This window comes from Vreelandella glaciei (genome assembly GCF_013415125.1).
Taxonomy (GTDB): domain Bacteria; phylum Pseudomonadota; class Gammaproteobacteria; order Pseudomonadales; family Halomonadaceae; genus Vreelandella; species Vreelandella glaciei.
In genome coordinates this window covers 1-22,022 of record NZ_JACCDE010000042.1, presented here as the reverse complement: position 1 = coordinate 22,022, position 22,022 = coordinate 1, and the positions used below count along the sequence as shown (strand labels likewise).

Annotated in this window: 31 protein-coding genes; 27 read left to right on the top strand and 4 right to left on the bottom strand. The window is 58.3% G+C overall.

The annotated features are described in order from the left end of the window. Positions 1-7: 7 nt before the first annotated feature. The 6 genes from HZS80_RS20930 (at position 8) to HZS80_RS20905 (ending at position 3,960) form a co-directional block, all read left to right on the top strand. A complete protein-coding gene (locus HZS80_RS20930) occupies positions 8-418 on the top strand; it encodes a hypothetical protein (protein WP_179917209.1) in 411 nt (136 codons plus the stop codon). After that, on the top strand, positions 415-648 hold the full coding sequence (locus tag HZS80_RS20925; protein WP_179917208.1) for a hypothetical protein: 234 nt from the start codon (positions 415-417) through the stop codon (positions 646-648). Before HZS80_RS20930 ends, HZS80_RS20925 begins: the two co-directional genes overlap by 4 nt. After that, on the top strand, positions 645-2,948 hold the full coding sequence (locus HZS80_RS20920; protein ID WP_179917207.1) for a replication endonuclease: 2,304 nt from the start codon (positions 645-647) through the stop codon (positions 2,946-2,948). Before HZS80_RS20925 ends, HZS80_RS20920 begins: the two co-directional genes overlap by 4 nt. A gap of 14 nt (positions 2,949-2,962) precedes the next feature. Continuing rightward, the gene (locus HZS80_RS20915) at positions 2,963-3,178 is read left to right on the top strand and encodes a TraR/DksA C4-type zinc finger protein (RefSeq protein WP_179917206.1); all 216 of its coding nucleotides are present in this window, start codon (positions 2,963-2,965) and stop codon (positions 3,176-3,178) included. Between the two features lie 144 nt (positions 3,179-3,322). Further along, positions 3,323-3,646 (top strand): hypothetical protein, encoded by a 324-nt coding sequence (locus tag HZS80_RS20910; protein ID WP_179917205.1) that lies wholly within the window; start codon positions 3,323-3,325, stop codon positions 3,644-3,646. Then, positions 3,643-3,960, top strand: a complete 318-nt coding sequence (locus HZS80_RS20905) for a hypothetical protein (protein WP_179917204.1) — start codon at positions 3,643-3,645, stop codon at positions 3,958-3,960. The genes HZS80_RS20910 and HZS80_RS20905 overlap by 4 nt, the downstream gene beginning before the upstream one ends. Here HZS80_RS20905 and HZS80_RS20900 read toward each other — a convergent pair whose 3' ends face one another. Continuing rightward, positions 3,961-5,301, bottom strand: a complete 1,341-nt coding sequence (locus tag HZS80_RS20900; RefSeq protein ID WP_179917203.1) for a site-specific integrase — start codon at positions 5,299-5,301, stop codon at positions 3,961-3,963. It abuts the gene before it with no gap. A gap of 316 nt (positions 5,302-5,617) precedes the next feature. Between HZS80_RS20900 and HZS80_RS20895 the strand changes: the two genes are divergently transcribed. Next, complete coding sequence (locus tag HZS80_RS20895; RefSeq protein ID WP_179917202.1) at positions 5,618-5,884, top strand: hypothetical protein; 267 nt, start codon at positions 5,618-5,620, stop codon at positions 5,882-5,884. 232 nt (positions 5,885-6,116) lie between these two features. After that, a complete protein-coding gene (locus HZS80_RS20890) occupies positions 6,117-6,341 on the top strand; it encodes a DUF2188 domain-containing protein (RefSeq protein WP_179917201.1) in 225 nt (74 codons plus the stop codon). Between the two features lie 48 nt (positions 6,342-6,389). On the opposite strand, the gene HZS80_RS20885 is transcribed toward HZS80_RS20890, so the two are convergent. The 3 genes from HZS80_RS20885 to HZS80_RS20875 form a co-directional block, all read right to left on the bottom strand. Then, complete coding sequence (locus HZS80_RS20885; RefSeq protein ID WP_179917200.1) at positions 6,390-7,151, bottom strand: DNA adenine methylase; 762 nt, start codon at positions 7,149-7,151, stop codon at positions 6,390-6,392. Between the two features lie 119 nt (positions 7,152-7,270). After that, entirely contained in the window at positions 7,271-8,332 is a 1,062-nt protein-coding gene (locus HZS80_RS20880; RefSeq protein ID WP_179917199.1) for a phage portal protein, read from the bottom strand. Next, positions 8,329-10,119: a terminase large subunit domain-containing protein gene (locus HZS80_RS20875; RefSeq protein ID WP_179917198.1), complete on the bottom strand. Its 1,791-nt coding sequence runs from the start codon at positions 10,117-10,119 to the stop codon at positions 8,329-8,331. The genes HZS80_RS20880 and HZS80_RS20875 overlap by 4 nt, the downstream gene beginning before the upstream one ends. A 145-nt stretch (positions 10,120-10,264) precedes the next feature. Here HZS80_RS20875 and HZS80_RS20870 point away from each other — a divergent pair, with 145 nt between their 5' ends. From HZS80_RS20870 to HZS80_RS20780, 19 genes are all read left to right on the top strand, one after another. Beyond that, a complete protein-coding gene (locus HZS80_RS20870) occupies positions 10,265-11,086 on the top strand; it encodes a GPO family capsid scaffolding protein (protein ID WP_179917197.1) in 822 nt (273 codons plus the stop codon). Between the two features lie 55 nt (positions 11,087-11,141). Then, positions 11,142-12,143 carry a phage major capsid protein, P2 family gene (locus tag HZS80_RS20865; RefSeq protein WP_179917196.1) on the top strand — a complete coding sequence of 334 codons (1,002 nt, stop codon included), beginning with the start codon at positions 11,142-11,144 and terminating at the stop codon, positions 12,141-12,143. A gap of 9 nt (positions 12,144-12,152) precedes the next feature. Then, positions 12,153-12,833, top strand: a complete 681-nt coding sequence (gpM, locus tag HZS80_RS20860; RefSeq protein ID WP_179917195.1) for a phage terminase small subunit — start codon at positions 12,153-12,155, stop codon at positions 12,831-12,833. Between the two features lie 101 nt (positions 12,834-12,934). Beyond that, positions 12,935-13,396: a head completion/stabilization protein gene (locus HZS80_RS20855; RefSeq protein ID WP_179917194.1), complete on the top strand. Its 462-nt coding sequence runs from the start codon at positions 12,935-12,937 to the stop codon at positions 13,394-13,396. Further along, positions 13,393-13,608: a tail protein X gene (locus tag HZS80_RS23900; protein WP_179917193.1), complete on the top strand. Its 216-nt coding sequence runs from the start codon at positions 13,393-13,395 to the stop codon at positions 13,606-13,608. Before HZS80_RS20855 ends, HZS80_RS23900 begins: the two co-directional genes overlap by 4 nt. Positions 13,609-13,628: 20 nt before the next feature. Beyond that, positions 13,629-13,967 carry a putative holin gene (locus tag HZS80_RS20845; RefSeq protein ID WP_179917192.1) on the top strand — a complete coding sequence of 113 codons (339 nt, stop codon included), beginning with the start codon at positions 13,629-13,631 and terminating at the stop codon, positions 13,965-13,967. Further along, complete coding sequence (locus HZS80_RS20840) at positions 13,952-14,239, top strand: phage holin family protein (RefSeq protein ID WP_179917191.1); 288 nt, start codon at positions 13,952-13,954, stop codon at positions 14,237-14,239. Before HZS80_RS20845 ends, HZS80_RS20840 begins: the two co-directional genes overlap by 16 nt. A gap of 1 nt (position 14,240) precedes the next feature. Beyond that, positions 14,241-15,053, top strand: coding sequence for an N-acetylmuramidase domain-containing protein (locus tag HZS80_RS20835; RefSeq protein WP_179917190.1), 813 nt, complete (start codon positions 14,241-14,243; stop codon positions 15,051-15,053). After that, entirely contained in the window at positions 15,050-15,400 is a 351-nt protein-coding gene (locus HZS80_RS20830) for a hypothetical protein (protein WP_179917189.1), read from the top strand. Before HZS80_RS20835 ends, HZS80_RS20830 begins: the two co-directional genes overlap by 4 nt. Then, positions 15,315-15,530, top strand: coding sequence for an Rz1-like lysis system protein LysC (gene lysC / locus HZS80_RS20825; RefSeq protein ID WP_422822379.1), 216 nt, complete (start codon positions 15,315-15,317; stop codon positions 15,528-15,530). The genes HZS80_RS20830 and lysC overlap by 86 nt, the downstream gene beginning before the upstream one ends. Then, complete coding sequence (locus tag HZS80_RS20820) at positions 15,527-15,832, top strand: hypothetical protein (protein ID WP_179917187.1); 306 nt, start codon at positions 15,527-15,529, stop codon at positions 15,830-15,832. Before lysC ends, HZS80_RS20820 begins: the two co-directional genes overlap by 4 nt. Before the next feature lie 8 nt (positions 15,833-15,840). Then, positions 15,841-17,628, top strand: a complete 1,788-nt coding sequence (locus tag HZS80_RS20815) for a GPW/gp25 family protein (RefSeq protein WP_218927803.1) — start codon at positions 15,841-15,843, stop codon at positions 17,626-17,628. Continuing rightward, on the top strand, positions 17,625-18,044 hold the full coding sequence (locus HZS80_RS20810; RefSeq protein ID WP_179917185.1) for a hypothetical protein: 420 nt from the start codon (positions 17,625-17,627) through the stop codon (positions 18,042-18,044). Before HZS80_RS20815 ends, HZS80_RS20810 begins: the two co-directional genes overlap by 4 nt. After that, positions 18,041-18,523: a phage tail protein gene (locus HZS80_RS20805; RefSeq protein ID WP_179917184.1), complete on the top strand. Its 483-nt coding sequence runs from the start codon at positions 18,041-18,043 to the stop codon at positions 18,521-18,523. The genes HZS80_RS20810 and HZS80_RS20805 overlap by 4 nt, the downstream gene beginning before the upstream one ends. Next, a complete protein-coding gene (locus HZS80_RS20800) occupies positions 18,520-18,975 on the top strand; it encodes a phage virion morphogenesis protein (RefSeq protein WP_179917183.1) in 456 nt (151 codons plus the stop codon). The genes HZS80_RS20805 and HZS80_RS20800 overlap by 4 nt, the downstream gene beginning before the upstream one ends. Before the next feature lie 78 nt (positions 18,976-19,053). Then, complete coding sequence (locus HZS80_RS20795; protein ID WP_179917182.1) at positions 19,054-19,623, top strand: phage baseplate assembly protein V; 570 nt, start codon at positions 19,054-19,056, stop codon at positions 19,621-19,623. Continuing rightward, complete coding sequence (locus HZS80_RS20790) at positions 19,620-20,510, top strand: baseplate assembly protein (RefSeq protein WP_179917181.1); 891 nt, start codon at positions 19,620-19,622, stop codon at positions 20,508-20,510. The genes HZS80_RS20795 and HZS80_RS20790 overlap by 4 nt, the downstream gene beginning before the upstream one ends. Further along, positions 20,503-21,036: a phage tail protein I gene (locus tag HZS80_RS20785; protein ID WP_179917180.1), complete on the top strand. Its 534-nt coding sequence runs from the start codon at positions 20,503-20,505 to the stop codon at positions 21,034-21,036. Before HZS80_RS20790 ends, HZS80_RS20785 begins: the two co-directional genes overlap by 8 nt. 1 nt (position 21,037) lies before the next feature. Then, positions 21,038-22,022 (top strand): phage tail protein (locus HZS80_RS20780; protein ID WP_218927802.1); only part of this gene is annotated, 985 nt, incomplete at its 3' end.

Below are 22,022 nucleotides of genomic sequence, written 5' to 3'. Positions count from 1 at the left end.
GCTCACCATGGCCAACGTGACCGCACTCCCCACACGCCAGCGCGCGCCCATCGTTCATTCCGACCGGGCGGGCTTTGGTGAACTCCGCGCCGAGCTACACAGCCGCGCGGCAGATCAAGACCTGATCACCGTCTGGGCGAATCTCCCCTTTCCGGAACGCCGCTTGGTGCTAAAAAGCGCCGGGCTAACCGCGGATGCCACCCAACAAATCAGCCAGTTAGCCAAGCCGGAACGCGCCGCCGTGCGTGCCGCCATCCACCGTATGAGCGACTACGCCAGCGGCCTGAAGGATCAACTGCGCAACCGCGCCCAGCACCCCAGCTGCGAACTGGCCAGCCACGCCCGCCAAGCCCTGGCGGAAGGCAACACCAAAGCCGTGCTGCACTGGCTAAGCCTGATCGAAAAGGGGGTGGCATGAACCTCACCAGCACCATGCACACCCTTTACGTGGTGAAGGCGCGTTTCGACTACCTGGCTGAGCAACTGGAACAGGCAGGCAACCGCATGGCCGCCGAGGAGCTGAAGCGCGAGGCGCATCACTTCGGCTGCCAGCTAACGCAGATCGAAAGCGTACTGGATGACTACCGCGTCGATATTGCCGCCGCCCAACAGCCTGCAGGCACCGATCAAGCGATGGTGCCCGCATGAGCGCGCTTGAACTCGCTTTTGGCCACAGCTCTGGCACCAAAGATTGCTACCTGTACTTAAAGAGCCACTTTGAGCGCCTGCCCTCTCTGGCGGAAAAGCTGGCGGGTGGCTATGTGCACGTTTCCAAACGGCACGGCCACGCCGCCGCTAACCGCTGGTTAGCGCGCAACACGCGGGAGCTAATCGACCCGGCCAGCGTGTACCGCCGCTTTCCAGCCATCGCCAAAGATCTGGAGCGCGGCTTTAACGGGCTGGTCAAACGCGCACCGACCACCATCGAAGGCTTGCAGCTGGGCTGCCGCTGGCTGGGCAGCGTCGAAAAGAATCTGGTGCTAAATGGCCTGAACGTGACCCACGACGATGAAGCGGTCATCAACCACGCCGATGCTCAAGCCACGGCCATCGAGCGCGAACGCAGCAAGTTGATCGGTGGCATCGCCGAGCATAACCGCCGCCTGCGCCTGGGCTTGCTGCCACCGCCGCTCAACCTAAAAACGCCCAAAGCCCGCACCCTTTCTGGCCAGGCGCGGGAAGTCGCCCTGCAAATCGCCGATTCCCGCAATCCGTTAAGCCCGCCGCTGGGCGTCATTCCATTGATGGCAGTGTTCAACTGGCACCGTGCGCCGGTCATGAGCCTATCCGTCGTCAATGAAATGGCGCTCGTCAAAGCCCGCCACCGTGCGCGCCTGCACGGCATTAACCCGCCCAGCCTCAAGCTGAAAAGCGCGGTGCAGCTGGCCAAGCTCACCGACCCTATTTGGTGGCGTCGGCAGCTGCGCCGTCTGGGCGGCCGCCGGTTGGAACAGGTGCAGCGGGAAGCCCACCGTGTACACAACCGCGCGGGCATCTACTGCAGCAATGTCACGCTGGAACGCCGCCGTTCCCAGAAGAACCGCAACCGCGCCCTGCTCGAAGCATTGGAAGCCATCAACCAGGAAGGTCAGGTTTACACCCTGGCCGAGCTGGCCGAATTGGGGCTTTCAAACCCCGACCACCGCCGGGCTGAATTGATGCTGCGCATCAGCGACACCGAAGCGGAGTCCCGCCGATTGGGCCACGTGGGCATGTTCTACACCATCACTGCGCCTAGCCGTTTCCATCCAGTGCTATTCAGCAATAGCGCCCGAAACCCGAAGTACGACGGCAGCACACCCCGCGATGCGCAGGCCTACTTACAGAAAGTATGGGCACGCATCCGTGCCGCCCTCGCCCGCGAAAACCTAGGCATCTATGGCATTCGTGTGGTGGAGCCCAACCACGATGGCACCCCGCACTGGCACCTATTGCTGTGGATGAAGCGCGAAGACACCAAGCGCATCAACGTCATCATGAGAGATCACGCGGAAGCGGATACCTACGAAGAGCTGTTTGACCGTCGCGGCAACAAGACCACTGCCCGCTTCAAGGTGGAAAAGATCGACTACCAGCGCGGTACCGCCGCGGGCTACGTGGCCAAGTACATCAGCAAGAACATCAACGGCGAGCAGTTCGTCCGTGATGGCGTGCAAAACGATGACAAAGACCGCTATGGCCATGAGCTAACCAGCGTCGCGCCGCGCATTGAGTCGTGGGCAGCGGTGTGGGGCATCCGTCAGTTCCAATTCGTCGGCCTGCCCAGCGTGACCGTGTGGCGGGAAGTGCGCCGCCTGAACGAAAAGCACATCGATGAGCTGGAGAGCTGGGAGCAAGCCACCCGCCCTGACAAACGCATTGCCGGCCGTTTGGAACAGATCCGCAAGGCGGCCAACGCAGGCCAGTGGGATCAATTCTTACGCCTAATGGGCGGCCCCAATTTGCCCCGCAAACAGCGCCCCGTTAAACCCTGGACGATGCCCCGCGTGGATCTCGACCGCGCCGACTTCAGCCACGCCACAGGTGAAGTGCGCGAAGGCATAGAGGCCAAAGGCCGCCACGGAGAAAGCAAGCTGGGCACCTTCGGCATCGTCGTATCTGACGGCCGAGGCAATGAACACGAATACCTGACCCGCTTCTACCGCTGGCAAGTGCGCAGTAAGTCGCAAAGCCACCAGGGGGTTTCGGGAGGCGGCGAAGCCGCGTCCCCTTGGACTCGTGTCACTAACTGTACGCAGGGGCCAGATATCCAGCCCCGCGAGCCATCACCCGAAGAGAAAAAAGCCCAGCGCGAACGTCTCGAAGAGTGGAAGCGCTCAGAAATTTACCGGGCCGAAGCGGAAGACGCCCACCGCGAAGCCCAGGAAGCCAGAGAAGCGGCGCGAAAACTCTTCGCACCGCCACCGATCACCCAGCAGGAAGAGTACTTCCCGCCCGAACTTTGCTAACCGAAGGAAGAACGATGGCAGATAACGCCGACCGCGCCGCGGTCACCATCCAACAAAGCCTGGAGGCCACGCTGGCACGCCGCGCCACGCTCGCCACCCAGGCCGCCAACGATGACTGCGAAGATTGCGGCTATGAAATCCCCGCCCAGCGCCGCAAAGCCGCGCCCTGGGCCACCACCTGCATCGAGTGCCAGGGCATTCGTGAGCTAAGGGGGCGGCATGTGCGCTGATCTTTGTAAGTTACTAATGATATTTCTTTGGATCTTCGGGGTAGTCGTTGCAAAGGGGTTCTGGTCGACGTTCTTTGCGATAACGCTATTCCCCTATGCCTGGTATTTGGCAGTGGAGCATCTATTGAGATTTTGGGGGGTGATATGAGCCAAGCCCTTGATGAACAAACAACACAGCCACCACCCAAAGGCGGCACCGTGGCAAGGCAAGCCGCCATGCTCTGCCAGGATCGCACCTTCCAGCTCTACCTGGATCGCCGCCGCCGGGCCAAGTTTGGCATTGAGCCCAGCGCCTTACCCGACGGCACCCACAACGAACAGGACGCCCGGGACTGGCTATGTGCCGCCTGCCAAATCAACAGCCGCGCCGAGCTGGACAGCAACCCAGCCGCGCGCCAAACGTTTCGCATCATTCGCAACCGCTTCAACCGCTGGCGGGCTAAACAGAAGGGAGAAAAGAACCAATGAGTATTAACGACCAACGTGATATCGATAAAGAGCTAGCCGATGCATTGGCCCGCGCAAAGGCAGGGGTAGACCTGGCAATGATCGAGCTGCCAGATATCGTGGTTTTCCCGCGGCTAATTCCGGCAATGCCCGCGACAGCAAGAAAGGCGCGCAGCACTGGCATCCTGTTAGGTAGGCCTGGGCCACTATTCGTGAAGCGTGGCCACCATGTGCGCTATCGCTTATCTGACGTATACGCCTGGCTGGAATCAAGCGAAAGCTATTCAAGCACCGCTGAAGCCTCAATGCGCAGCGCTACTTCCATCGCCTCGTAACTACTTGCCTATGACCTCTTTCCCCTGCCCGATCTGAGCAAACAGCTGTACCGCATTACGCTTATGGTCGGGCTGGAGGTGGGCATAGTATTTGATCGTCGTCTGAATATCCGAGTGAGCCATCAGTTTGCTCACCGTGAGAAGATCCACTCCCGCCATGACCAACTGACTCGCAAAGTTATGGCGCAGCGTATATAGCACCATTCCATCGTTTAGCCCTGCCAACTCACGTACCCGCTTCCACGGTTTCCGCATCGCATCTTTGCCCAACCGCTTACCCGTAATGGGTGATGAAAACACATAGCCGCTGCTGGGCTTCCCTTGCTGTTCCCACCAAGCTTCAAGCACTTCCATGGCGGGATCTGAGAGCGGGAAAGTTTGCGGCTCGGGAGATTGGTGTGCCGTTTTTTCGATGATTTTGCGAATGCTCTTAAACTCGAAATTCACATGTGGCCAACGAAGGCCAAACAAATCACCAGGCCGAAAGCCGGTGTAATACATGAGCAGTAGCCACGGCACGGCATGATCGACATAGGCCACCCCATCCAGGTCGGGTAAATACCGCTTACCATGCGCTCGGCTGCTTCGCCGTTGCGCCCGCTTTTCCTCTTGGTAGGAGTCCAGGCCAGCAAAAAAGGCTTCAAGCTCGCTCCCTTCCAGGTAACGGCGCCCCTCGTCCGCTTCGAGCTGGTCATCCGTAAGCGCTGGCTTTTGGAGCCTGATATCTTTTAGCGGGTTTTGAGTAATGACACCGCGCTTAGCCGCGTGGTTAAGCAGTGTTTGCAGTGCTCCATAAGAGCGTTTCAAGGTTTGGTAAGCCTGGGGTTTTATCGATGGGTCTGCATCCGGGGCTCCCGCCTCTTTTTGAGATTGCCAGCGCTCAACATCGGCCAGGCCGAGGGTATCCATAGGCTTATCAAGCCACTCGGAAAAGCTATTTTCGATACGCCTCAAGGTGGAATCGCCATCCTTGCGCCGCTTCTGGTGGTCTGCATAATCAGTCTGCAGGTAAGATCTAAGCGTTTGTTGTTGCTGGTGTTGCGCCTCTGCCTTCGTCTCTTCAATCACCGCGCGGGGATCGCCGCCTTGCGCAACGACAGCCAACGCCTCGCGCGCAGTTTCTCGCGCTTGAGTAGCGGTATAGACACCGAACTTGCCAATCGTAAGCACGCGCCGCTTATTCAGTGTGTTGTAATAAGAGAGCCGGATCGACAAGCCTCGCTTGCCAGCACGAACGTGGTACCCTCCGAGATCCGAATCCCAAACCTCATCACCTTCCGCCAGCTCTTTGGCTAGACGCTCCATTAATCGCGCTGTCAGCTTCGCCGTAGTCTTGCCCATAAAAAACTAGGTTCCAAATAGGTTCTAAGCGGAGGATAAAAGAGGGTAAATGCGTCGACAAGTAGAAAAGAGATTTAGAGCATAAGTAATTGATTAAAAATAACTCTAGTTATCCACACATTTCTGGGGATATATTGAATTATCTTATCCACAGGCCTTCGGGAGGCAGAGGTCGTAGGTTCGAATCCTGCTATTCCGACCAAAAATTCCAGAAAAAACGGCCACTTAGCTAATACAGCAAGTGGCCGTTTTTTGTTGGTAGCGGCTCTAGGTTCCATATAGGTTCCAAGCTGAAACATTAGAGTGCTAGCAGCAAATGGCTAATCCATCGCAAAAGCTGACCCGCTTCACCTACCGCCTTCGTCAGGATTCGAATGGTGGCCACTACGCCTGGTTTGAAATCCGCTCGCAGAGCCAGCGCGCCAAGATCGGCTTACTACCTTCAGAAACTGAAGAGCTGTGGATTACCTACGCTGAAATGCCCCACTTCCTGGCGCATATGGTTGATGATCGAACCTGGGATGCCCACCGAAAACCTATCTTAGAAATGCTTGCAGCTCACTACCTCCCACCATCTCACTGATCACCTCTAAAACTGCAAAAATGCGCATGAAAACGCATAAAAAACTGCTCCCTTAAAACTGCCCTTCCGCCCAGCACTGGCGTGACTTGAGCCGCTGCAGCAAGGGTGCATAAAAACCACTACATTTAGCGCGCGGGCGGGGCGGGGTGACGATTGCGCGGCGTGGGCAGGCAAGGCTGGCTTTTATGGTCTAAGGTAGTTTAGTGAAGCCATAACCTGTGAGATCAGTCGGATGGATAAATACGATATCTCCAAAGACGACAAAGGCTGGAGGTTTGGCAAGGAAGGCAGTGACCGTGCTTTGAGGCGTGCTGACACTAAAGCGGATGCCACAGATAAAATGCGCGATTACATGAAAGACAAGGAAGGCTCAGTCAAAATCAGGAAGCAGGATGGTACTTACCAGGAAGAGCGAACCTATCCCCGAAGCTCAGATCCCCGACGTACCAAAGGTTAACGATAAAGCCGCCCTCACTGGGGCGGCTTGTTGGTTATGGTTGCGAGCTTAGCGGTTAGTGATGATCAGTTCTCCACGAGGCTCGGTCGCCTGCTGCCCTACAGTGTAGCGAATTGTGGTGGTGCGGATCGTTAACCCTGCGAAGGCATCACGCATCTCTGGTGTGTCGTTGACGCTGATAACAAACTGCCCCTGCCCTGTTCGTGCCAGTTCACCCATGCGGAAGTACTCTTCCAGCGGGAATTCACATCCGTAGCCAGTGGTACCCCAGTATGGTGGGTCAAGATAGAACAACGTGCCCTCCCGATCATAACGCCGGATGCACTCTGCCCAGTCCAAATGCTCGACTACCGCCCTGGAAAGCCGAAGATGCGCGTCGCTTAGATCTTCTTCAATGCGCAGCAGGTTCATTCGTGGAGGTGAAACAGCAGAGGTACCAAACGTCTGGCCGCTGACCTTCCCGCCGAACGCCAGCTTCTGCAGGTAGAAGAAACGCGCCGCCCGCTGGATATCCGTTAGGTGGCGTGGGTCGATCTCTTTTTGAGTTAGGTACTCTTCACGGCTAATCAACCCCCAGCGGAACTGCTTCACCAGTTCATCAGGATGGTGCTTCACGATGCGGTAGAGATTGACCAACTCCCCATGCGTATCGTTGATCACCTCCACCTTGCTGGGTGCTTTCATAAAGAAAAGCGCAGCGCCGCCGCAAAACGGTTCAACATAAGCGGTGTGCGACTTAAAGAGCGGTAGGATCTGTTTTGCCAAACGGCGCTTGCCGCCCATCCATGGCAGAATCGGTTTATTAATCATCCGTGACACCTGTTTATAAATACAGTTATAGGGTATTATGCCGGTGTCGCTTACGGGCCGGGATGCCCAGATACTCAAGGATGGGATGAGCGGTGCGCCTGGTTAGCCAGGCGCTTTTTTTATGCCTGTGAATCAACCTCTAAGCTGTACGGGTCGAACTTCACCACCTCTTCGCCAACATGCTCGTTGATCTCTCTCATGGTCGCCTGAAGTGGTTCCAGCTCGTTGGCCACAAATACCCGCGCGGCTTTCTCGATGTCACCAAATCCGCCTGTATTTTGCGGAATGATGCCCATCAACTGGGGCGGGATGCGATGACCGGCGAGCTGGTCGTCGCGTGTGATGTTCTTAATGTTGTAGAACTCGTCTTTAGCCGCTACCTCAGACACCGGGATAATCTGAACGCCATCCTTCTTACCCCTCGGCGAGTAAAGAAACAGGTTCCGGAAGTTGCCCGGCCCCTTGCTGTCTTTAAGTGCTTTGCGCATATCGTCGATGTCTTTCTGATCGTGGGCGGCATCATTCACGTACATGATAAAACCAGCGTGCGAGCCGTTCAGATAGTACCGGCGCCGGAACAGCGTCGCGCTCTCGTTTAACCAGGCGCTTTGCAGTGAGCCGATATAGTCCGGCACCCCGTATATGCTTTGATCAATGTCAGGCTCTAACAGGTGAATGATTCGACCCTCGGGCATTTCTACCCGCTCCATATAGTTGGGTATCCACCAATAACGGTCGTTATCACCCCGCCGCATATACTTGCTTAACCGGTGCTCCAATTTAAGCCGCCGACCTAGTCGCCCGAAAACCTCTTCCAAGTAGCCATTGCCAAACGTCAGGTAATCCAGAGCCACACCGCTAAAGTCGCGCCGGGATAACATCGGGTGGGGAATGAACGTCTTAAGCAAAATATTTCGCTTAACCTGCAACGCACTGCCATGGTGCGGCGTTGCCCGATAGCTCTTTGCCAGCACGCTCAGCGGGATCGGCGGCTCATACCACTCATCCGGCGTAAGCCAAACCCCCTCATACCAAACGTCACGCATTGAAGTAACCGGCTCGGGGTCGCCAAAAGTAAACGCCTCCATTCTCCCGCTGTCGGTGGCCACCGCTGGGGCGGCCTTGTCAGTCTCATAGGCATACACGCGGTGGCGCGGCTTAGCCGCAGCGGTAGTGGTCATTCGTACATCTCCATTAGTGATTTGCCGGTGCCCTCTTCGGCCGGGCCGTCGATGGGTTCAAACTGCAGCGCATGCATGGTCGCCCACGCGAGATCCGCGTGGCCGGTCGCTTTATTGCGCCCGCTTGTATAGGTGAATTGCTGACCGCTTTTGGTCAGCTCTTTTTTGATCGACATAAACGAAGCGGCGAGATCCGACCAACCCGCATCGAATTCCAGCCGCTCTTTGCGGATGATCTGCTGAGCCTGCAGCACCATTTGAGTTTTTAGCGCGACGTCATACCGGTACCGGATAACCGTGGGGAACCACTTTTCGACATACTCAGCCACCGCACCACCTATGCCGGTGGTATCAATGCCGATATGCCCGATGTTGTATTTGTCGCGGAAAGCCTTGATGAAATCGGCCTGCTTTTCGTAGTCCTGGCCTTTGAGCCGATGCCGTTCCAGCACGCGGTGCTTTTCCTCGCTGCTACGCGCGGGAAGCACCACCACCAGCCCGGCGCCGTCGCCATCCTCCCCGGTGCCGGTCGGGTCGTAACCGATCCACACTTCCCGATCACCCACCGGTCGTGGGGCAAAGGGCCGGTAGTCGTCCCAAACCTCCCAGCTATCGACCATGCAGCTCTTCATCACGGTCAACGGGAAAGCGCTTTGCGAATCATCGACAAACCCACACATCAGCAAGTTGTCGAACTCATCCGCCGAGTACTCGAGTCGCAGTTGATCAAGGTCGAACAGGTCACAGCCGCCCGCGATAGCATCCATCACGGTCACAATCTGCCGCCAATGGCCATCGGGGCAGAGCTTGCCGTTTTTCAACGCATCGTGAGAAACATCAAACTCTTGGCGCTCGGATTTTTTGCGCCGCTTATTGAACAGATCCCCATTCCAGAATGGGTAACCCTCATGACCCACACTCGACGGCGTCGAAAAATACGTTTGCCGCCATTTTTTGTGCATGGCCATGCCGCTGGTGACCTTCCGGAACTCAGCAAAGCGATGAATCCAGAAATACTCATCGAGATAAACGTCACCGTGATAACCCTGGGCCGTCTTGCTGTTGGTACCCAGGAAGTGCAGCTCGGCGCCGTTATCTAAAACAATCGGGTCACCTTTCAGCTCGACGTCGCAGACCTCTTTAACGAACTGAATAATGTAATTGCGGAAGATATGCGCCTGGGCACGGCTGGCAGAAAGGAAAATCTTATTACGCCCATGCTTGAACGCATCGACGATAGCCTCGCGGGCGAAATACCAAGTCGCCCCAATCTGGCGGCTTTTGAGAATGTTGCGAATGCGGTGCTTCTGCCCCGCCTCATTCCAAACCGCCTGATACTCAAACAGCGAATCCAAGAACGCCGCTTCAAGCGCCTCGACCTGCTCATCATCCAACGCGTTACGTTTCGCCTTCTTTTTCGGACCAGCGTTGCGCGCCTCGATATTCGGGTTTAGATCCGCCTCGTTGCCGGTTTCGTCATACTTGCGAACCCTGGCTAGCCGCTCCAATTGCCGCCCGAGCAAATCAATCTCTTTAAAGTCGATTGGCTCTTTTTTCGGCTTAGCCACCAGTTGAACCATGCGCGCTTCAAGCGTGTACTCCACACGCTCGGTGGGCGTTTTATCTTCCCAACGGTCGCGCGCCTTCCAGCTATGCACCGTCGCCGGTTTCTCGCCAATTTCCTCAGCAATGCGCGCAACCCGCCACCCCTGCCAATACAAGTGGCGGGCAGTCATGCGCGGGGAATCAGTAGCGCTAGGGATCGGGTCGGGTGCTGTCGTCGTCATGCCGCCAGCGTACCCGCCGCGCGCGATGCCCACGCCTGCCCCGCTTTGTCATGCCCGCCCCGCACAACGCGCAACCGTTGAGCCGGAAGGCTTACGCGCGGAACCTGAGCGCTATTACTCAGCAAACCCGCTCAGGATGCCCAACATGGCTGGAAAAACTAAAAAATTCCGCGTCGCTACCCAAGGCGCTACCACCGATGGCCGAGAGATCCAGCGCGAATGGATTCAGCAAATGGCCGACAACTACGACCCCGCAAAATACGGTGCACGCGTATGGATTGAGCATATCCGTGGCATTGGCCCCGATAGCGCTTTTGGGGCAATGGGCGACGTCATCTCGCTGGAAGCAAAAGAAGTGGAAGACGGCAAGCTAGCCCTGTTCGCCGAAATCGACCCCACCGACGAACTCAAGGCGATGAACAAAAAGCGCCAAAAGGTCTACAGCTCGATTGAAATTAACCACAAGTTTGGCGACACCGACCAAGCATACCTAGAAGGCCTAGCAGTCACCGACAGCCCGGCCAGCCTGGGTACCGAAATGATGAAGTTCAGCCGCGAAGCGGGAGATAAATCACCACTGGCCAGCCGAAAGCAACACGCTGAAAACCTATTCACCGAAGCGGTGGAAGTAGAACTCGACTTCGAAGAAGAAGAAACCCCCAAGCCCGGCATCGGCGACTTCGTAAAAAACCTGTTCAGCCGTCAAGACACCAAAACCAACAAGGGTTTTGAGGCGTTCGGCGCTGATATCAAAGGCGCGTTTTCAGAGTTTGCCCAGCGGTTCGACGCGCTAAGCACCGAAGTCGAAAACCGCCCCACCGCCGAACAGTTCAGCCAGCTCAAAACCGATCACGACGCGTTGAAAAAGAGCTTCGATGAACTGTTCACCAAGCTCGACAACACACCCGATACCTCACGGCGCGCCCCGGCAACTGGCGCAAGCGGTGAAGAAGAAACCGACTGCTAACCACCGCTAGCCAATAGCCGCTAGTCAGAGCCACTAAATTCAAGGGATAACACAAATGCGCACCGATACACGTAAAGCGTTCAACCGATTCAAAACGAAGCTCGCGACCCTCAACGATGTCGAGAACACCAGCGAGCAATTCAACGTCACGCCCAGCGTCCAACAAACGCTCGAAACCCGCATGCAGGATACAAGCGAGTTTCTGTCCAGCATCAACATGGTTGGCGTCGATGAGATCAAGGGGCAGAAAGTCGGCCTTGGTGTATCCGGCCCCATCGCTGGCCGCACCAACGTAGACCAAAACGAACGTGCGACGCGCGACGTTACTGAGCTAAGCGACAACAGCTATGAAGCTGTCGGCACAGAATTTGACACCCATATCCCATGGGCACGGCTAGATGCATGGTCACGCTTCCCCGACTTCCAGGCGCGCATCCGTAACGCAATTCTGCAGCGTCAAGCACTCGACCGCATCATGATCGGCTTTAACGGCACCAGTGCCGCCGCTGAAACGGATCGCACCGCCAACCCGTTACTGCAAGATGTAAACATTGGCTGGTTGCAAAAATACCGCATCCACGCCGCCGCCCGCGTGCTATCGGGCGTAACAATTGGCCCCGGTGGCGACTACGCAAACCTTGACGCACTGGTGTTCGACGCAGTCAACGAAATGATCGACCCATGGCATCGCGAAGGCACCAACCTAGTCGTAGTTATGGGCCGCAAAATGCTAGCGGATAAATATTTCCCATTGATCCAGCAGCATGCAGAAACACCGACCGAAAACCGAGCGCTTGACCTAATCATTAGTCAGAAGCGTGTAGGTGGCCTGCCAGCCGTTCGAGCCCCTTATTTCCCTGACGGCGGTGTCTTCATCACTACGCTGGAAAACCTATCCTTGTACTGGCAGCTAGGCAGCCGCCGCCGTTACGTCATGGACAACCCCAAGCGCAACCGTATTGAAAACTACGAAAGCTCAAACGACGCCTACGTCATTGAAGACTACGGCATGGGCTGCTTGGTGGAAGGAATCACCGAAGCTGAGCCAGCCGCATAAGGGGAACCCATGAAAAGCCCAGCCCGTAGACACTTCGAACAGGTATCCGCCGCGAAAGCGGCGGGCACCGCCACCCCAGGCGAGCAGCAACAAGGCGAGCAATACGAACTCCACGCCCGCGCGCTTTACGAAGCAACCCGAACCCTAAAAACAATCAAATCGATTGAAGCCAAGGTCGAGAAAAAGCGCGAGCTATTGCCCGACTTCATGCCCTACATCACTGGCGTGCTAGCCGAAGGCAAAGGCGCAAAAGATAGCGTCTTAATGACGCTCATGATCTGGTGCATCGACATCGGCGATTACGAAACAGCGCTGCAAATTGGGGCCTACGCCGTGAAGCACAACCTCGACACACCCGACCGCTACGCTCGCGACACCGTAAGCGTACTAGCCGAAGAGATCGCCGAAGGCGTCAAAGTCCAGCTAACCAAAGAAGATGCCGACGCCGACAGCTTAGCCAACGTTATGGCTCGCTGCGTCGCCATCGTCGGCGATGCCGATATGCACGATGAGATCAAAGCCAAAGTACACAAAAGCTACGGCTACGCCCTTCGCGCGGCAGAAGACGCCGAAGGCGCGCTTAGCCAGTTAAAGCGCGCCCTAGAGCTAGATGAAAAAATTGGCGTAAAGCAAGACATCAAAAATCTAGAAAGCGCAATCAAAAAACAGGGCGAACAGGCAACCGCCTGACCGCCAACCGAGTCGCACCCCGACGGCAAGGGGGCATCGCTAAGCAAGGGCTTTCAGCCTCGCGCGAAGTGATCCACCCCCTTCTTTAACAGGTGGCCAGCATGATCGCCCACGACACCAACCCGCCAAGCCCAACGCTAGAGCCCATAGCCAACAACGGCTTTTGGCCCGAGATCGACCCCAACGCATTCCGCGAAGAAGAGCGCGTCCACAACGTCACGCCGCCGCGCATCCGTCAATCACTCCGCGCCGCCATCGCCGACATCAACCGTCAGCTAGCCGCCTACCAAGCCGACCAGCAAGAAAACGGCCGGCCGAGTATCGACGAAGTGCCAACAGAGAACTGGCAAACCCCCGGCGACCTGCACTTGCTCTACCACCGCGCCGTCTACGCCCAGGCCCAAGCCGACCTTTTAGAGCGCTACCGCGACGCCTCAGCCACCGGCGAAGGTGACGAACGCGGCGAAGCCAAAGACCTAGCCGCCGATGACTACCGCGCCGACGCCCGCTGGGCAATCGCAGAACTCACCGGCCGCAACCACACCACGGTCGAGCTGATATGAAGCGAGTAGTGCGCGCCCACCAGGGCGAAACACTCGACGCCCTGCTCTACCGCGTCTACGGCAAAACCGCCGCGATTACCGAACAAACGCTGCAGCTAAACCCGCACCTCGCCGACCAAGGCCCGGTGCTCAAAGAAGGGACACCGGTCACGCTACCGCCGCCACCGGAAACCCGCGAAACCAAAAAGCCAAAAATTCAGCTTTGGAGCTGAGAAAAAACGAAGGGGAACCCATGGCCGAACCATCAACCGCCGTCGCCGCCGGAACCGCATCGCTCGCCGCGTTGGTCATCGGCATGCTACCCGGCATCGACGCAAACGCAGTAGTAGGCGCTTTTTGCGGCGCCACGCTATTCGTCATCAGCGCGAAAGACCTAACCATCGTCGAGCGCCTCGTCTACCTGCTGATTTCATTCCTAATCGGCTATCTCGGCGGCCCCGACACCCTCGGCGGCGTCATCGAGCACACCGCCGTCGCCGCCTTCATCGCCTCGGCCGTCTCCGTCACCGCAGGCCTAAGAGTCATCGAAGGCGCCAAAACGCTCGACCTCAAAAAATGGCTTGGGAGGTAAGCATGGCCATCGCCTACATCATCACCATCGCCGCCGCGCTCGTCGTCATAGCCCGGCTAATCACCTTTCGCCGCCACGGCCGCTACCGCCCAGGCGTCGCCGTTACCGCATGGCTAATCATCGTCGCCACCACCTGCGCCGCGATATTCGGCCCACCGCCAAGCGACGCCGCCCGCTGGCTAATCGCCGCCGCCATGGTCGCCCTGGCCATCGCCCTAATCCGCACCGGCGGCAACGTCGCCCACCTAATCCGCCCACTCCGGAGGCAATAAAATGTTGCTACGCCAAGGCTCCATCGGCCCAAGTGTCACCGCCCTGCAGCGCGAGCTAACCGCCGCTGGTTACTCCGTTAGCGTCGACGGCCACTTCGGCCCGCAAACCGAGCAAGCCGTCCGCAGCTACCAGCGCTCGCAAGGTCTGGTCACCGACGGCATCGCAGGCCCCAAAACGCGCGCCCTTCTCCATGGCCAGAAAAACGAACGGCTACTGAGGCAAATTGATCTAGTCGACGCAGCCGACCGGCTAAATGTAGAGCTAGCCGCCGTGATGGCCGTCAACGAAGTTGAAAGCCGCGGTAACGGTTTCCACTTCGGAGGCCCGCGTAACGGCGTGCCCATCATCCTCTTCGAACGCCACATCATGCGCCGCCAGTTACAGCACCACGGCATCAACCCGCTACCGTACCAGCGCGCCCAGCCCGATATTGTCAACGGCAGCCCCGGCGGCTATGTCGGCGGCTACCGCGAACACAACCGCCGCGAACGCGCGGGCGAGATCCACACCGCCGCGTCGATTGAGTCCGCAAGCTGGGGGCTCTTTCAAATCATGGGTTTCCACTGGAAGCGCCTGGGTTACGAATCCGCCGAAAATTACGCCGCCGATATGGCCATCAACGAAGCCAACCAGCTAGGCGCCTTCGTCCGCTTCGTCGAAAAAGACAAAGGCATACACGCTGCGTTACGCCGCCACGATTGGGCAGGGTTCGCCAGCCGCTACAACGGCCCCAACTACGCCGCCAACGACTACGACACCAAGCTAGCCGCCGCCTACCGCCGCCACGATCAAGGCATGAGGCTGGCAGCATGAACAAAATCATTCTTACAGCAGCGGCGGCGGGAGTGGTTGCAGCCTTCGCCGCGGGCTACCAAGTCGCCAACTGGCAAAACGACAGCCACGCCCTCACCGCCGAACGCGCCGCCCAACAGGCAATCGACGCAAGCATGCAGCGCGAGTCAAAGATCGCCGCCCACGTAGAAGCACGCCTGGGCGAATTGCAGGCCAACGAACGGGTAATCGATAGGGGAATCATCCGTGAAATTCAAAAGCCGATTTACCAGCGCGTTTGCCTTGAGCCTAGCGTTATCAGCCTGCTCAACCACGCCGCCACCGGAACCCAGCCCGAAGCAACAGAACCTAATGCAGCGCTGCCCTAGCGTGTTGCCCCTGCTCACCACCGGCACCGGCGAAGATGTCACGCTCACCATGCGCGAATGGGCCGCCGAATATCACCGCTGCGCAATCCGCCACAACGGCCTAGTCGATGTATTAGAGGGAACCCCATGAAACTGCTCAACAACCAAACCGAAAACGGCACGAGCAACGAATACCGCCACCCCGGCCAGATGCTCAACATCTACGTCGCGGGCAACCTAGGCGGCGGCACGGTAACGGTAGAGGCTCAGCTCCCCGATAAAAGCGGCTGGCTACCCATCAGCGGCGGCGTGTTAGAAGGCCCCGGCCTACACCTACTCAACGCCGCCCCCCTCACCATACGCGTCAGCCTCAGCGGCGCAGCAAACCCCGAGCTAAACGTATGGGTCGAAAGCGACGACACCACCACCTATCGCCGCGTGTTTAAAAAATAATGGCAGGCATGAACATCAACACCGGCGAACAGCTAGAAGGCGCCGAGCACATCCGCCAGAGCATCGCCGACATCATCACCACCCCCATTGGCTCGCGCGTCATGCGACGCGAATACGGCAGCCTAGTGCCCGAACTGCTAGACATGCCCATGACAGACGCGCTGCTAATGCAGGTCTACGCCGCCACCGTCATCGCCGTCAGTCGCTGGGAGCCGCGTATCACCATCACCGGCACCCGCCGCACCATCAGCACCGACGCCCACGGAACCGCCATAATGGAACTCATCGGAAAAACCCAAGACGGCCAGATGATCACCTCGCCGATCACCAACGCCATCGCCGCCGCCATCAAAAACGGCAACCCCCAAAACGCCCGGATAAAACGCCTAATCGAAAACCTATTTAAAAACAGCAAAAAAGGCGTTTTTTACATCGTCAACCCCGTGGTGCTCGGCACCGCCAACATGTTCAAGGACGCCGCCGGAAACCTACCCGTCACCAAAAACGGCGACCCCGTCGGGCGCATCAATGACCTATCCGGCAATAACAACCATCTAATCCAGCCCGTCAGCGCAAACCGCCCCATCTACCGCACGGAAGCGGGCCAGCACTGGATCGAATACGACGGCGTCAGTAGCTTCATGACGTTAACGCGGAACCCCGAATACACCAGCCCATTTGATATTGCCATCTCGGCGCAGTGGGGAGGCGCAGGGTACGGAGCATTCCGGTCGAGAACGGCGTCAGGCGCGTTTGCGGGCAGGCACCACCCAGAAATTGAAAGCAGCGCGATAACCGGCGGCGGGAGTATTCGCGTTAACCGCGAAGCATTTTCCGGCAATACAATAACGCTGAATCGTCAAGTCTCATCATTACCCGCCACCGGCGTCGCCTTAAATTGCGCCCCCTTCGAAGGCGACATCACCCCGTTCATACACGCCAACATTCCCTCATCAGGACGCATGTGGGGCTACCTAGAAGTGGAGGGCGGCTTCGGCAACCTACTAACCGATGTCGAGCGATTTATCTCAAACCTGCACGGAGGCGACCCGCTCGAAAAAGTCATTCAAAACGCCTTTGCAGGCAGCAACCAAGGGTTGCTGCTGGTACCCAAGCCCATCGTCTTAAATCAGCAAAATCTATGGCAAGACACCCTCATTCAAACGCCGGTAACCGCCACCGGCGACCCCGTCGGCCGCCTACGCAGCGTCATCCCCGGCAGTCAATCAGCCGTACAGCCCGTCGCCGCGGCGCGGCCGCCGTATCAGGCCGATAATGGTCTGCAGTGGTTACTACCAGACGGGATCAATGACCATCTTGACATACCCGTAGTAAGCGAAATTGGCTCGTTTACGATCGTGATAGCGCTATCCGCTACTGACACCGGCAGCAATCAGCGGCTGTTTGGCAACCGCGGTACCGGAGAGGCGGGCACCGTGCCCGGATTCTTTATCCGGCCGGATTATGTTTATTTAGATGACGGACAAGGGGGGGTTGTCGCTTTTAGCATTCCCTACCCCGAAGGGCCGCGCATCATGTCCATTGAATACGATGCCAGCGCCGGGAGCGTGCGCGTGTTTATCAACCGCGCGCTACAGCAAGAAAACAGCGTCCCGGCAGGATTCGGTTCCGTCCAGTCCAGCGGTTTTATCCGCCTGTTTTCCGCCCCCAACAACGGCAATCAGCCCTTTTCCGGAAAATTTTACGGCTTAGCGATGGCCTACCGCGTCATGAGTGAAAGCGAACGAGAACTCACCGAAACCTACGCCGCCCAGCTAGCAGGAGTCGCACTATGAACACCACCGAATACACCGACCGCGTCACTATCGCCGTTCCCAAGGCCCACATAAACGACGCCAATCAAATCGCCCTCATCCTCGGCGAATCAGCAGCAGACGATAAAACATTCGGCGAGCCCCGTTATCAAGACCTCGCAGGCAATCACTACAGCGTATGCAGCACCGTCGTAAAACCCGTGTTCACCATCGCCGCCGCGCAGCCGCTGCAACCACCCAGCTTTGCCGCCCATGCGGAGCTAGCCTCCGCATCCCGCGCCCAGCAACGGCTCCGCATCGGCACGCTAAACGCCCCGGAAAAGGCAACGCCGGACATCATCGCGGTCATTAAGGGCGACAGTCTCGAAGGCGCCCGGCAGCACATCACCGCCCTAGGCCTAACCCCGCTGCCCAGCGAAGAAGAAAACACCCAATGATCAAACTCCAAGCCCTACGCCAACACCTGCTAGCATCCGTGCCCGAGCTTAAGCGCAACCCCGAACAGCTCTTAACGTTCGTCAACGACGGCAGTATAAAATTCTCGCGCGGAACCACGCTCAGCCACGAATACCGATTCGACGCACAGGTCATCATTCAGGACTACACCGGCTCACCTGATACGGTCATGATCCCCCTGCTGCAATGGCTCAACACCTACGAGCCCAATCTAGTTGAAGACGACGCCGTACAGATCGAGGCCGAGATCCTCAACAACACCCATTGGGACCTAGCCATAACCGTCCGCCTCACCGAGCGCGTCGTCGCAAAAGTGGATTGCGAAACAGGCAGCATCGACGCCCACCACCGCATGCCCGAATACCCCGCCGACGCCTGCCCGGCCACTCATTGGCAACTCAACATCAAACACCCAGGCGACGCCGACTACACCCTCGAAGCCGAGTGGAATAGCCCATGAGTGACGAACTCCAACAACTAGAAGAATGGCTAACCCCGCTCATCAACAAGCTCGGAACAAAAGAGCGCCGCGTATTAGCCCGCGAAGTCGCCCGCGACCTACGCATCGCCAACCGCGAGCGCATCAAAGCCCAAACCAACCCCGACGGCACGCCGTTTGAACCCCGCACCGAACTACGCGGGCGAAGCGGTCGCATCCGTCGCAAAGCCATGTTCACGAAGATCCGAACCGCCAAATACCTACGCCTAAAAACCAATGCCGACGCCGCCGAAGTCGGATTCCTCGGTCGCGTCGCCCGCATCGCCCGCGTGCACCACTACGGATTGCGGGATCGCGTAGAGCGCGGCGGCCCGCAACACCATTACGCCCGCCGCGAGCTAATCGGTATCACCGCAAAAGACGCCGACCGCATCGCCGACAGTGTCTTAAACCACCTCACCCCGCCCAACTAAACCCCATCAATTGTCCAAAGCGGCTGGCACAACGCCCGCCGCTACCCACACGCGCGTAAGGCTCACACCATTGGCGGCATGAACAACGTCGCCGAACTACTCAGATTGATCGAAAACCTACTCCGCGTTGGTGCCATCGCCGAAGTGGATCACGGCGCGCCCAATGAGCGCCTCCCCGCCGTGCGCGTACGCTCAGGAAAGCTGCTCACCGGCTGGCTACCCTGGGCCGGTGGCCGCGCGGGCACTACCCGCGATTGGAACCCGCCCACCGTCGGCGAACAGGTAATGATCCTTTCGCCCGGCGGCGACCTATCCAACGGCATCGCCATGCCCAGTCTATTCCAGCTCAGCGCCCAGCCGCCCAGCAACGACCCCGGCGTCATCAGCCGTCTATTTCCCGATAGCGGCCTGTTCGAATACGACCACGCCAACAGCGTGCTGCGCATAAACCTACCGGGCTCCATCGAGATACACGCCCCCGGCGGCACCCAATGGGTCGGCAACATCAATCACCAAGGCGATATGCAACGCCAAGGCAGCGACACCCAGGTCGGCGGCACCAAAACACACAACGGCAAAAACGTCGGCAGCGACCACGTCCACGGCGGCGTTCAAACCGGCGGTGGCAACACACAAGGGCCACTATGAGCAATGCAATAGATTTATCTCAGCTCCCCGTACCCCGCATTGTCGAAAATATCGACTACGAATCAATTCTCGCCGAGCTACTCGACGACCTCGCCTACCGCTACCCCGAGTTTGACGTCCCGGCAGAATCCGACCCTATCTACAAAATTCTAGAAGTAGCCGCCTACCGCGAAATGCTAGTACGCCAGCGCGTCAACGAAGCCGCCCGCGCCGTCATGCTCGCCTACGCCGAAGAAGAAGACCTCGACAACCTCGGCGCCCTCTTCAACGTCAACCGGCTACAAACCGATGCGGGCGACCCCGACGCCATCCCCCCGGTACCGCCTGCATTTGAGACCAACGCCGACTTCCGTCGCCGCATCCTGCTATCCCTCGAAGGCCTATCAACGGCAGGGCCAGAAGGCGCCTACATATTCCACGCCCTCTCAGCCAGCGGCAGCGTGCTAGACGCCAGTGCCACCAGCCCCACGCCCGGCGATGTCGTGCTAACCGTCCTCGCCCGCGAAGGCAACGGAACCCCCACGCCCGAGCTGCTCGAAACCGTCGACGCCGCCGTCAGCGCCGAAGATGTCCGCCCGCTCACCGACCACGTCATCGTTCAAGGCGTCGATATCATCGAATACACCATTGACGCCGCGCTCTTTTTCTACCCAGGGCCGGATAGCGACGTCGTATTAGCCGAAGCCCAAGCCGAAGCCCAAAAATACGTCGACAAGCAACACCGCCTCGGCATGGATATCACCCTCTCCGGCGTTTACGCCGCCCTACACCGCGCCGGTGTTCAGCGCGTCGAACTCGAAAGCCCCACGCAAACGATAACCGTGGATCGCCAGCAAGCCGCCTACTGCACCGCCATTGCCATTGCCAATGGGGGCGTCGATGAATAACCACCTACTACCCCCCAACGCCAGCAAATTAGAGCGCGGTCTATCGGCAGTTGCCGCCCGCGTGTCCGATGTGCCCACCCCGCTCCGCGAGCTATGGAACCCCGACACCTGCCCCGCGCCGCTGCTCCCCTGGCTAGCATGGTCGCTCGGCGTCGCCGCCTGGAAGCCCTACTGGTCAGAACAAATCAAGCGCGAGCGGATCCGGCAAGCCGTCGAGATCCACCGCCGCCGCGGCACCGCACAATCAGTCCGCCGCGTCGTCGAATCCTTCGGTGCAGGCGTGGCCATCCGCGAATGGTGGCAAACAGAGCCCAAGGGCCCACCCCACACGTTCGAGCTAGTGCTCACCGTCCGCGCCGACAACAACGCTGCCGAACTCCAAAACGACATCATTCAAGAAGTGCGGCGCGTAAAGCCCGTGCGTTCTCACTTCACGCTGATTGCAGGCATCGCCGCCGACGGCGAGATAGGCACGTATGCCGTCGCCCGACCAACGATATATAGACGCTTACATACCGAGGGATAAAATGGCGCTCAAAATCACTGTCACCGACGCGGGGCGCGCAGAAATTATCAACGCCGCGAACACCGGTACCAAACCCGTAGAGATTACACACATCGCCTTTACCGCAACCGCCTTTGCGCCGTCGGAACAGCAAACGGTGCTGCCAGGTGAAATCAAGCGGGTGGCCAGCATCGCCGGGGAAGTTGTTGCGCCTGACACCATCAGCGTTACAGCAAAAGACGAAGGCAGCGACGCATACACCGTGCGGGGATTCGGTTTAATCACCGAGTTTGGCACCCTGTTTGCGGTCTACGGACAAGCCGCGCCCATCATTGAAAAATCGTCAGAGACAACGCTACTGCTGACCACCGATGTCGTTTTCGCCGACATCGCCGCCGCATCGCTCACTTTTGGCGACGTCACCTTCAGCAATCCCCCGGCGACCGAAACGACAAAAGGGGTCGTAGAAAAAGCCACCGAAGCCGAAGCCAAAGCGGGAAGTAATAATAAATTTCCTGACGCCGCGGGGGTGCTAGCCGCGTTCCAACAGTTTGGGCTGGGGGTAGCAGGGAATACATACGAGCAACCGCTTTTGCCCAACTTTCACAACAGCACCATCCGCGCGGGGTTCTATCGCTGGAGCGAGTCTGAAACAGAAAACGCCCCGAGCGTCGGCGGCGGTGGGGCTATCCGGCTAGATCGTGGGGGTAATCGCGCGGTGTGGATCGCGGCGTCATCGTCAGGCAGCAGCAACGAACCCGAGCTGTATTTCAAATCAACGGGGTTTGAAGTAGGCACCTGGGGGGGCTGGCGAAAAATGTACCACACCGGGAACGGCGGTACGGGCTCAGGCATGGATGCCGACCAGCTCGACGGTCAGGAAGGGAATTATTACCGCGATGCGAGCAATCTAAACGCAGGCACGATGCCCGCTGAACGCCTGCCCGCATCAACGGAAACAAAGCTAGGCGGTGTCGAAAAAGCCACCGAAGCGGAAGCAAAAGCGG

Bases quoted from the DNA above. Each gene is read 5' to 3' on its own strand.
- HZS80_RS20820 (WP_179917187.1), top strand. From the start codon at position 15,527: ATGAAACTGCTCAACAACCAAACCGAAAACGGCACGAGCAACGAATAC.
- gpM (WP_179917195.1), top strand. From the start codon at position 12,153: ATGAAAAGCCCAGCCCGTAGACACTTCGAACAGGTATCCGCCGCGAAA.
- HZS80_RS20840 (WP_179917191.1), top strand. From the start codon at position 13,952: ATGGCTTGGGAGGTAAGCATGGCCATCGCCTACATCATCACCATCGCC.
- HZS80_RS20870 (WP_179917197.1), top strand. From the start codon at position 10,265: ATGGCTGGAAAAACTAAAAAATTCCGCGTCGCTACCCAAGGCGCTACC.
- HZS80_RS20845 (WP_179917192.1), top strand. From the start codon at position 13,629: ATGGCCGAACCATCAACCGCCGTCGCCGCCGGAACCGCATCGCTCGCC.
- HZS80_RS20890 (WP_179917201.1), top strand. From the start codon at position 6,117: ATGGATAAATACGATATCTCCAAAGACGACAAAGGCTGGAGGTTTGGC.
- HZS80_RS20920 (WP_179917207.1), top strand. From the start codon at position 645: ATGAGCGCGCTTGAACTCGCTTTTGGCCACAGCTCTGGCACCAAAGAT.
- HZS80_RS20835 (WP_179917190.1), top strand. From the start codon at position 14,241: ATGTTGCTACGCCAAGGCTCCATCGGCCCAAGTGTCACCGCCCTGCAG.
- HZS80_RS20830 (WP_179917189.1), top strand. From the start codon at position 15,050: ATGAACAAAATCATTCTTACAGCAGCGGCGGCGGGAGTGGTTGCAGCC.
- HZS80_RS20800 (WP_179917183.1), top strand. From the start codon at position 18,520: ATGAGTGACGAACTCCAACAACTAGAAGAATGGCTAACCCCGCTCATC.
- HZS80_RS20875 (WP_179917198.1), bottom strand. From the start codon at position 10,119: ATGACGACGACAGCACCCGACCCGATCCCTAGCGCTACTGATTCCCCG.
- HZS80_RS20790 (WP_179917181.1), top strand. From the start codon at position 19,620: ATGAGCAATGCAATAGATTTATCTCAGCTCCCCGTACCCCGCATTGTC.
- HZS80_RS20905 (WP_179917204.1), top strand. From the start codon at position 3,643: ATGAGTATTAACGACCAACGTGATATCGATAAAGAGCTAGCCGATGCA.
- HZS80_RS20910 (WP_179917205.1), top strand. From the start codon at position 3,323: ATGAGCCAAGCCCTTGATGAACAAACAACACAGCCACCACCCAAAGGC.
- HZS80_RS20895 (WP_179917202.1), top strand. From the start codon at position 5,618: ATGGCTAATCCATCGCAAAAGCTGACCCGCTTCACCTACCGCCTTCGT.
- HZS80_RS20805 (WP_179917184.1), top strand. From the start codon at position 18,041: ATGATCAAACTCCAAGCCCTACGCCAACACCTGCTAGCATCCGTGCCC.
- HZS80_RS20925 (WP_179917208.1), top strand. From the start codon at position 415: ATGAACCTCACCAGCACCATGCACACCCTTTACGTGGTGAAGGCGCGT.
- HZS80_RS20810 (WP_179917185.1), top strand. From the start codon at position 17,625: ATGAACACCACCGAATACACCGACCGCGTCACTATCGCCGTTCCCAAG.
- HZS80_RS20915 (WP_179917206.1), top strand. From the start codon at position 2,963: ATGGCAGATAACGCCGACCGCGCCGCGGTCACCATCCAACAAAGCCTG.
- HZS80_RS20865 (WP_179917196.1), top strand. From the start codon at position 11,142: ATGCGCACCGATACACGTAAAGCGTTCAACCGATTCAAAACGAAGCTC.
- HZS80_RS20855 (WP_179917194.1), top strand. From the start codon at position 12,935: ATGATCGCCCACGACACCAACCCGCCAAGCCCAACGCTAGAGCCCATA.
- HZS80_RS20930 (WP_179917209.1), top strand. From the start codon at position 8: ATGGCCAACGTGACCGCACTCCCCACACGCCAGCGCGCGCCCATCGTT.
- HZS80_RS20795 (WP_179917182.1), top strand. From the start codon at position 19,054: ATGAACAACGTCGCCGAACTACTCAGATTGATCGAAAACCTACTCCGC.
- HZS80_RS20785 (WP_179917180.1), top strand. From the start codon at position 20,503: ATGAATAACCACCTACTACCCCCCAACGCCAGCAAATTAGAGCGCGGT.
- HZS80_RS20885 (WP_179917200.1), bottom strand. From the start codon at position 7,151: ATGATTAATAAACCGATTCTGCCATGGATGGGCGGCAAGCGCCGTTTG.
- HZS80_RS20880 (WP_179917199.1), bottom strand. From the start codon at position 8,332: ATGACCACTACCGCTGCGGCTAAGCCGCGCCACCGCGTGTATGCCTAT.
- HZS80_RS20900 (WP_179917203.1), bottom strand. From the start codon at position 5,301: ATGGGCAAGACTACGGCGAAGCTGACAGCGCGATTAATGGAGCGTCTA.
- HZS80_RS23900 (WP_179917193.1), top strand. From the start codon at position 13,393: ATGAAGCGAGTAGTGCGCGCCCACCAGGGCGAAACACTCGACGCCCTG.
- HZS80_RS20815 (WP_218927803.1), top strand. From the start codon at position 15,841: ATGAACATCAACACCGGCGAACAGCTAGAAGGCGCCGAGCACATCCGC.